The sequence below is a fragment of the Sphingobacterium litopenaei genome (assembly GCF_014692495.1).
Taxonomy (GTDB): domain Bacteria; phylum Bacteroidota; class Bacteroidia; order Sphingobacteriales; family Sphingobacteriaceae; genus Sphingobacterium; species Sphingobacterium litopenaei.
In genome coordinates, this window is the sequence record NZ_JACOIJ010000064.1 from 1 (window position 1) to 5,956 (window position 5,956).

Annotated in this window: 9 protein-coding genes; 6 read left to right on the top strand and 3 right to left on the bottom strand. The window is 36.5% G+C overall.

All coding sequences use genetic code 11. The features are described from left to right. Positions 1 to 844: 844 nt before the first annotated feature. Positions 845 to 1,072 (top strand): hypothetical protein, encoded by a 228-nt coding sequence (locus H8B04_RS16590; protein ID WP_190303046.1) that lies wholly within the window; start codon positions 845 to 847, stop codon positions 1,070 to 1,072. Between the two features lie 46 nt (positions 1,073 to 1,118). Here H8B04_RS16590 and H8B04_RS16595 read toward each other — a convergent pair whose 3' ends face one another. Both H8B04_RS16595 and H8B04_RS16600 read right to left on the bottom strand, forming a co-directional pair. Further along, entirely contained in the window at positions 1,119 to 1,715 is a 597-nt protein-coding gene (locus H8B04_RS16595) for a mobile mystery protein B (RefSeq protein ID WP_165292604.1), read from the bottom strand. After that, entirely contained in the window at positions 1,706 to 2,164 is a 459-nt protein-coding gene (locus tag H8B04_RS16600) for a mobile mystery protein A (protein ID WP_165292605.1), read from the bottom strand. The genes H8B04_RS16595 and H8B04_RS16600 overlap by 10 nt, the downstream gene beginning before the upstream one ends. 329 nt (positions 2,165 to 2,493) lie before the next feature. Here H8B04_RS16600 and H8B04_RS16605 point away from each other — a divergent pair, with 329 nt between their 5' ends. Genes H8B04_RS16605 through hmpA form a run of 5 tightly spaced genes read left to right on the top strand, consistent with a single transcriptional unit; the run spans position 2,494 to position 5,344 of the window. Continuing rightward, the gene (locus H8B04_RS16605; protein WP_165292606.1) at positions 2,494 to 2,880 is read left to right on the top strand and encodes a group III truncated hemoglobin; all 387 of its coding nucleotides are present in this window, start codon (positions 2,494 to 2,496) and stop codon (positions 2,878 to 2,880) included. 42 nt (positions 2,881 to 2,922) lie between these two features. After that, positions 2,923 to 3,261 carry a cupin domain-containing protein gene (locus tag H8B04_RS16610; RefSeq protein ID WP_165292607.1) on the top strand — a complete coding sequence of 113 codons (339 nt, stop codon included), beginning with the start codon at positions 2,923 to 2,925 and terminating at the stop codon, positions 3,259 to 3,261. 29 nt (positions 3,262 to 3,290) lie between these two features. Further along, complete coding sequence (locus H8B04_RS16615; protein WP_165292608.1) at positions 3,291 to 3,632, top strand: phosphoribosylpyrophosphate synthetase; 342 nt, start codon at positions 3,291 to 3,293, stop codon at positions 3,630 to 3,632. Between the two features lie 3 nt (positions 3,633 to 3,635). Beyond that, positions 3,636 to 4,073, top strand: coding sequence for an RrF2 family transcriptional regulator (locus tag H8B04_RS16620; RefSeq protein WP_165292609.1), 438 nt, complete (start codon positions 3,636 to 3,638; stop codon positions 4,071 to 4,073). Positions 4,074 to 4,132: 59 nt separating this feature from the next. Further along, positions 4,133 to 5,344 carry an NO-inducible flavohemoprotein gene (gene hmpA, locus H8B04_RS16625; RefSeq protein WP_190303047.1) on the top strand — a complete coding sequence of 404 codons (1,212 nt, stop codon included), beginning with the start codon at positions 4,133 to 4,135 and terminating at the stop codon, positions 5,342 to 5,344. Between the two features lie 78 nt (positions 5,345 to 5,422). Here hmpA and H8B04_RS17220 read toward each other — a convergent pair. After that, the coding region (locus H8B04_RS17220; protein ID WP_206366943.1) for a DUF932 domain-containing protein at positions 5,423 to 5,956 on the bottom strand (534 nt) is incomplete at its 5' end.

Consider the following 5,956-nt stretch of genomic DNA (forward strand, 5'->3'; position numbering starts at 1 on the left):
TTTATTCTTGACCTTAAGTGGCATAAGTTGGCTCTAGAAGGTGAATACCCCCATTATAGTATACTTAAAAGTATACTAAATATCAATCTAAACTAACAGCAAAATAGATAAGATATATTCAAAGGATACCAGAATCTCCATTTGGACAAGTTAGACCAAGAAAAGTAGGGCTCTACCCAACTTCCGCTTGCTCAAATGTCTTGCTCAAATGTCTTGTCCTAGAATCACAATATTTTGCTTCGCAATCGAAGAGCGGAGATAACTTTCCGATCTAGTTTATAAATTATTAGCGAAACTTTTTCAAGAAACCGAACATTCTAATGGTACTACTTTTCGAGTCCTTCCTAAAGTCTAGTTCACATACAATGGGTCTATCATAATAGATAGACATTTGACGAATTACTTGATGATCCTGATGGAATCCCGGCCAGATAATTTTTTATTTGGAGTATGTGTCCAAAAAAAGTTTCTTAATCAGGAATACCATGGAAAAAAACATTATTTCAAGGCAGATTTTCAATCCACATGCAGCAGGGATTGATATAGGCTCCAAGATGCATATTGTTGTTGTTGATTAGAACTTGGAAAATTTGCATTCTTTTGAGATTTCCACTAAGGAACATCAGGAAATCATCAACTTTTTGCATAGCCATAACATTACGACAGTTGCTATGTAAAGAGCAGGCAATTACTGGCAGGCGCTTTTTAATGACCTTCAGCGATCAGGATCTGAGGTCATTTTGGTTTCGGCATTTTTATTTTTGTCCTCACCTTCAATGTCTTCCGTCTATATAATAGCTCATAATTCGGCGTCTTTTTTTGTTAATAATCCTTGCAATTAAGGTTGGTAGGATGGTTTGCCCTTATAAAGACTTTCCCTTTACACGCATTGGGATATCTTTTTATTATTTCACACGAAATAAAAGAAAATAAAATCGGGTTTATTAATGCAAGTGTGACTATTCAGGAGAAATCTGAAAATGAAACAAACCTTTATGATAGATTGATTGAAGAAAAAGATAAGGTTATTGCTCTTCAAGCCAAATACATAGCAGAACTAGAGGAAAGTTAGCAAATAAGTAGTATAAAGGGGAGCTTTTTGCTCTCCCTTATACTGATCACGATCGAGCAAACTCAATCAATGGGCCTATATCCCCTGCATCTGCTGCCCTTACTGCCTGTAAGTAGGTTACCCTTGTTTCTCCCTGATGTACAAGATTGGCAGCACCCCAGCTAAATACATTTTGTTTAAAAATTTTGTCAATGATGATATCGGCCATAAGCCGGCTATGTCTGCCATTTCCATTCGGAAAACAGTGGATGCTTACGATACGATGCTTGAACCTTAAAGCGATCTCTTCCGGCGGGTAGGTATTGTGTTCCACCCAATATAACGTGTCATCTAACAAAGTTCTTAGCTCAGGGCCAATTCTCCATCTGGCAATACCGATATTTTTTTCGGTATTACGGAACTGTCCTGCCCAAGACCATACATCACCATACATTTTTTGATGCAACTGGCATATGAAGGCTTCCCTTAGGATCTGATCTGGTCTCAATCTACGTTTAAGCACCCATTGTACAGCCTCTTCAATGTTCTGCTGTTCAAACTCATCAAGTTCACCCCGTGTGGATATGGTGTCAATCAGCAAGCCGTCTATTTCTTCCGGATCTAAGGGAGTCTGTCCTGGATTGTACTCGAAATCTAATCCCATAGAATCTTAGGCATTTCGCTTACTATTTCAGCGGTCCTTTCCTGTATCGCTTTTTCAATACGCTTCTTTGAATTTTCTTGATCTTCAAGTTTCATGGAATTTGAAGTACGTAATACGATCTGCATTGCTAATTCCTTCGCTTTCCGTTCAATCAACTTTTCAAGAGACCCGTCTTTTGGGACAAAACCATATACGAGTTGCATATCCAAAGCATGAGCTGTCTCTTTTAAGGATTTTAGAGATATAGTACCATCTTTTTCCCTTCGCTCCATATCTTGTACACTTTGTTTGGTAATGGATAATCTGTTTCCTAATTGTTGCATTGACATTCCTAGTGCTGTACGAATAGCACGAATCCATCCACTAGGAGGCATGGGAATGGTCTGAATATTTCTAAAAGCCTCTATTTTAGTGCTTAAATGCTGAATCTGTAATTTTTTCTTTATCATAAGTCAAGCTTTAATATGACAATAACAATTTAAATGTAAGGCTATAATATGACATATACAAACAAAAAGTAAAACTAAAGACTTACTTTATAACAAAATAGTAAGACTATAGATTGACATATAAAAGTAAAAAGTAAAACCCTAGGCTTACTTTACGAAGTAATAGTAAATCTATAGTATGACAAATGATAGGTTGATAAAAATAGAAATTAGACCATTAACCAGGTTGTCAAATGAATTTCAAAATAATAAAGGACAACAATATCTTTTATTATTATTTGCTTACCTTTGTTCTATCAAAGTAAGTCAAATTAAACACGTCATAAATAATGATACATGACATAGAAAATATTTTAGATATTCGTCAACTAGTAGATTCGTTCTATGGCAAAGTGAGAAAAGATCCAATAATTGGAAAATTGTTCAATGACAAAATTCAAGACTGGGATACCCATCTTGAAAAAATGTACCGATTTTGGCAAACAGTTTTATTAAATGATCACACGTATCAGGGAAGCCCTTTTGCGCTACATGCACCTTTACCCATAGAGAAAAGTCATTTTGATCGTTGGATACTTTTATGGAATGAGACAATTGACAATCATTTTACAGGAAAGATTGCTGAAGAAGCGAAATGGAGAGGCGATAAAATGGCAGCCATGTTTCTTTCAAAAATTGAGTATTATAGAAACAACAACGTGAAACCTATTCTTTGAGTATCTGAATAGGTAAATGGATAAATAATTTAATATCAATCTATGGAAAAAGCATCTATTTTTGAAAATATAACACACGGAGATAGTAAACCAGCAATTACTGTTCTTTTAAATACTAACACAATAAAAGAAGTTAGGATTGTTTTCCGGGAAAATCAGGAAATGAAAGAACACAAAGCCGGATATCCGATTGTAGTAGAAATAGTTGAAGGAAGCATCGACTTTGGGGTATTGGGTGAACGGCATATACTTAATAAAGGTATGTTGGTAGCCTTAGAAGCTTCGGTACCTCATGATCTGATCGCAATAGAAGATAGTATCGTTAGACTTTCTTTGCATAAATTGGACAATATTTCAAGGGTTGAACAGATCAGCAAATAACAATCAAATGAATATACCTAATCATTATTATGGAAAATAAAGAAAATACTTTTAGTTACGATACGCTTAGTGAAGCAGTAAATGATTTGCAGAAAAGAGGATATACAAAAGACTTCTTGATTCCTGACGGGAAAGAATGTATTTATTGTCAGGATCACTCATTGGAATTATCTCCGGATGAATTCCTTATCGATGAAATATACCGATTTGAGGGGATGTCGGATCCGGCAGATGAGAGTATAGTCTTTGCCATTTCTTCTGAAAAACATGAGGTTAAGGGATTAGTTATAAATAGTTTTGGTGCTGATTTTGGATACAGGTCATCGAAATTGGTAGAGGATCTCCACAGAAGGGCACAAAATAACAATTAGAATATGGGTATATTCTCCAAAACTTGCGAATATGCAATGAGAGCAATGTTTTACATTGCTCAAAGATCGCAAGAAGGCCACCGTTCTGGTATTAAAGAAATAGCGGAACATATAGATTCACCAGAACACTTCCTTGCCAAAATCTTGCAAAAACTCAGTAAAGAAGGGCTTGTCCAATCTATCAAGGGCCCAAATGGAGGTTTTTACCTGGATGCTAAAAGTTTAACCCGTCCTCTTGCTGATATCGTTACCACTTTTGAAGGGGAACAAATTTTTACCGGATGTGGTATGGGACTGAGTTATTGCTCCGAAGAAAACCCATGTCCTTTGCACAATGACTTCAAAGAAGTTCGTAACAAGATTACCCGTATGCTGATGGATACAACTATTGGTCAGTTCAATCATGAACTGATAAAAGGACAGCTTACATTAAACAAATAAAAAAAATTTCACAAAATAGAAGACAATTTTATCTTCTATTATTAATATAGTTCAAAAAAATGACACAAGATCAAAAAAACCTCGTAAAAGCAACCGTTCCGGTACTTAAAGAACATGGCGTATTACTGACAACCCATTTTTACAAACGTATGTTCGGACATAACCCTGAGTTGAAACATGTGTTCAATATGGGTAATCAAAAAAATCAGAAACAGCAGACCGCATTAGCTATGGCAGTATTGGCTTATGCTGAACATATTGAAAATCCATCGGTATTATTACCGGTACTTGACAACATTGGTCATAAACATACCAGTTTGGATATACGTCCGGAGCACTATGCAATTGTGGGTAAACATCTGCTAGCATCTATTGGTGAAGTTCTGGGCGAAACTGCAACACCGGAACTACTGGAAGCCTGGACAATGGCCTATCAGCAATTAGCCACTTTGATGAGTGGTCACGAACAGAAAATTTATAACGATCAGATCAATAAAACTGGCGGATGGGCTGGCTGGCGACCATTTGTGGTAAAGGAAAAAGTAAAAGAATCTACCGAAATTACTTCATTTTATTTATATCCTTCGGATAATGGTGTGGTGGCTGATTTTCAGCCTGGTCAATATATCAGTTTGCGTTTATTTCTTCCGGAATTAAACTTACTTCAACCGCGTCAATATAGTATCTCCTGTTCTCCGAACGGTAAATACTACCGCATTTCGGTAAAACGTGAATCCGGTAACACACACCCTGACGGGATGATCAGTAATCGTCTGCACGATCACGTGAATGAAGGTGATCTTATTGATCTATCAGCCCCTTCAGGTGTCTTTGTACTAAATACTGAACTGTCAAGACCTAAGGTATTTATTAGCGGTGGAGTTGGACAAACACCACTTATGGCTATGCTGGAAGATTTGGTACAACGTAAAAATGAAGACGAAAGCACGCCAATCACCTGGATACATGGCTGTCGTAACGAGGCTGTACATGCCTTTAAAGATAGGTTGGCAGAAATCACAAATTCACATCTAAATATACGTCAACATATCTTTTACGATCAAGTGGAATCATTGGATACTTCGTTTTATCAAGGATGGGTTGAATTATCAAAGATAAAAGATCAAGTTATAGATCAACAGGCTGAATATTATATCTGTGGTCCCGGACCATTTATCTCAAAACATTATACTTTCCTTGTGGATAACAATGTACCGAAGTCGGCCATTCATTTTGAAGAATTCGGTCCTGCTTCATTACAGGTTAACTAAGTCTAGTTTAATTTGATTAAAATAACAGCTCCGGACATACAGATGTACCGGGGCTAGTTACATTAAAACCTTATCAAGTTAGGCCTCCTGAATCAAGTGTTGTAAATCGGGATCATTTTTGATACGTTCAATTTCGCTTTCAATAACATGGACAACATCAAATTTTATCTGTCTGTAGTTCGATTCAATATCCTCTTTCATTTTGTCCTCGCCATGTTCATCCACAAAGGATAGGATATGCGGTATTTTCTGATAAGATTTAGTTTCTGATGCTACTTTCTCGTTGTCAACAACACTTTGCAGTTTGGCTTCATCATTTTTGTAATTTCTTACGTTTTGATAGTAGCCTGTAACAGCATTATACGCTCCAAATAAAGTGCCTTTTGTGGTGTCCATTTGTTGTGTATCACTTATCATCGCATACGCAAAAGTATCTTCAACAACATTTTTGAATACGGTGGACATTTCATCTTCCGCTCCTTTTTGGAGTAAATCCAATGTTTCTTTATTCGGACAAAGTGCCAATTGGATTAATTTTTTAACCTCTTGGTCTGCTACTTTTACCTTTGTCCAACCATTGAAGATACTTTCTAGCTGTGTGCTTAACGTGTT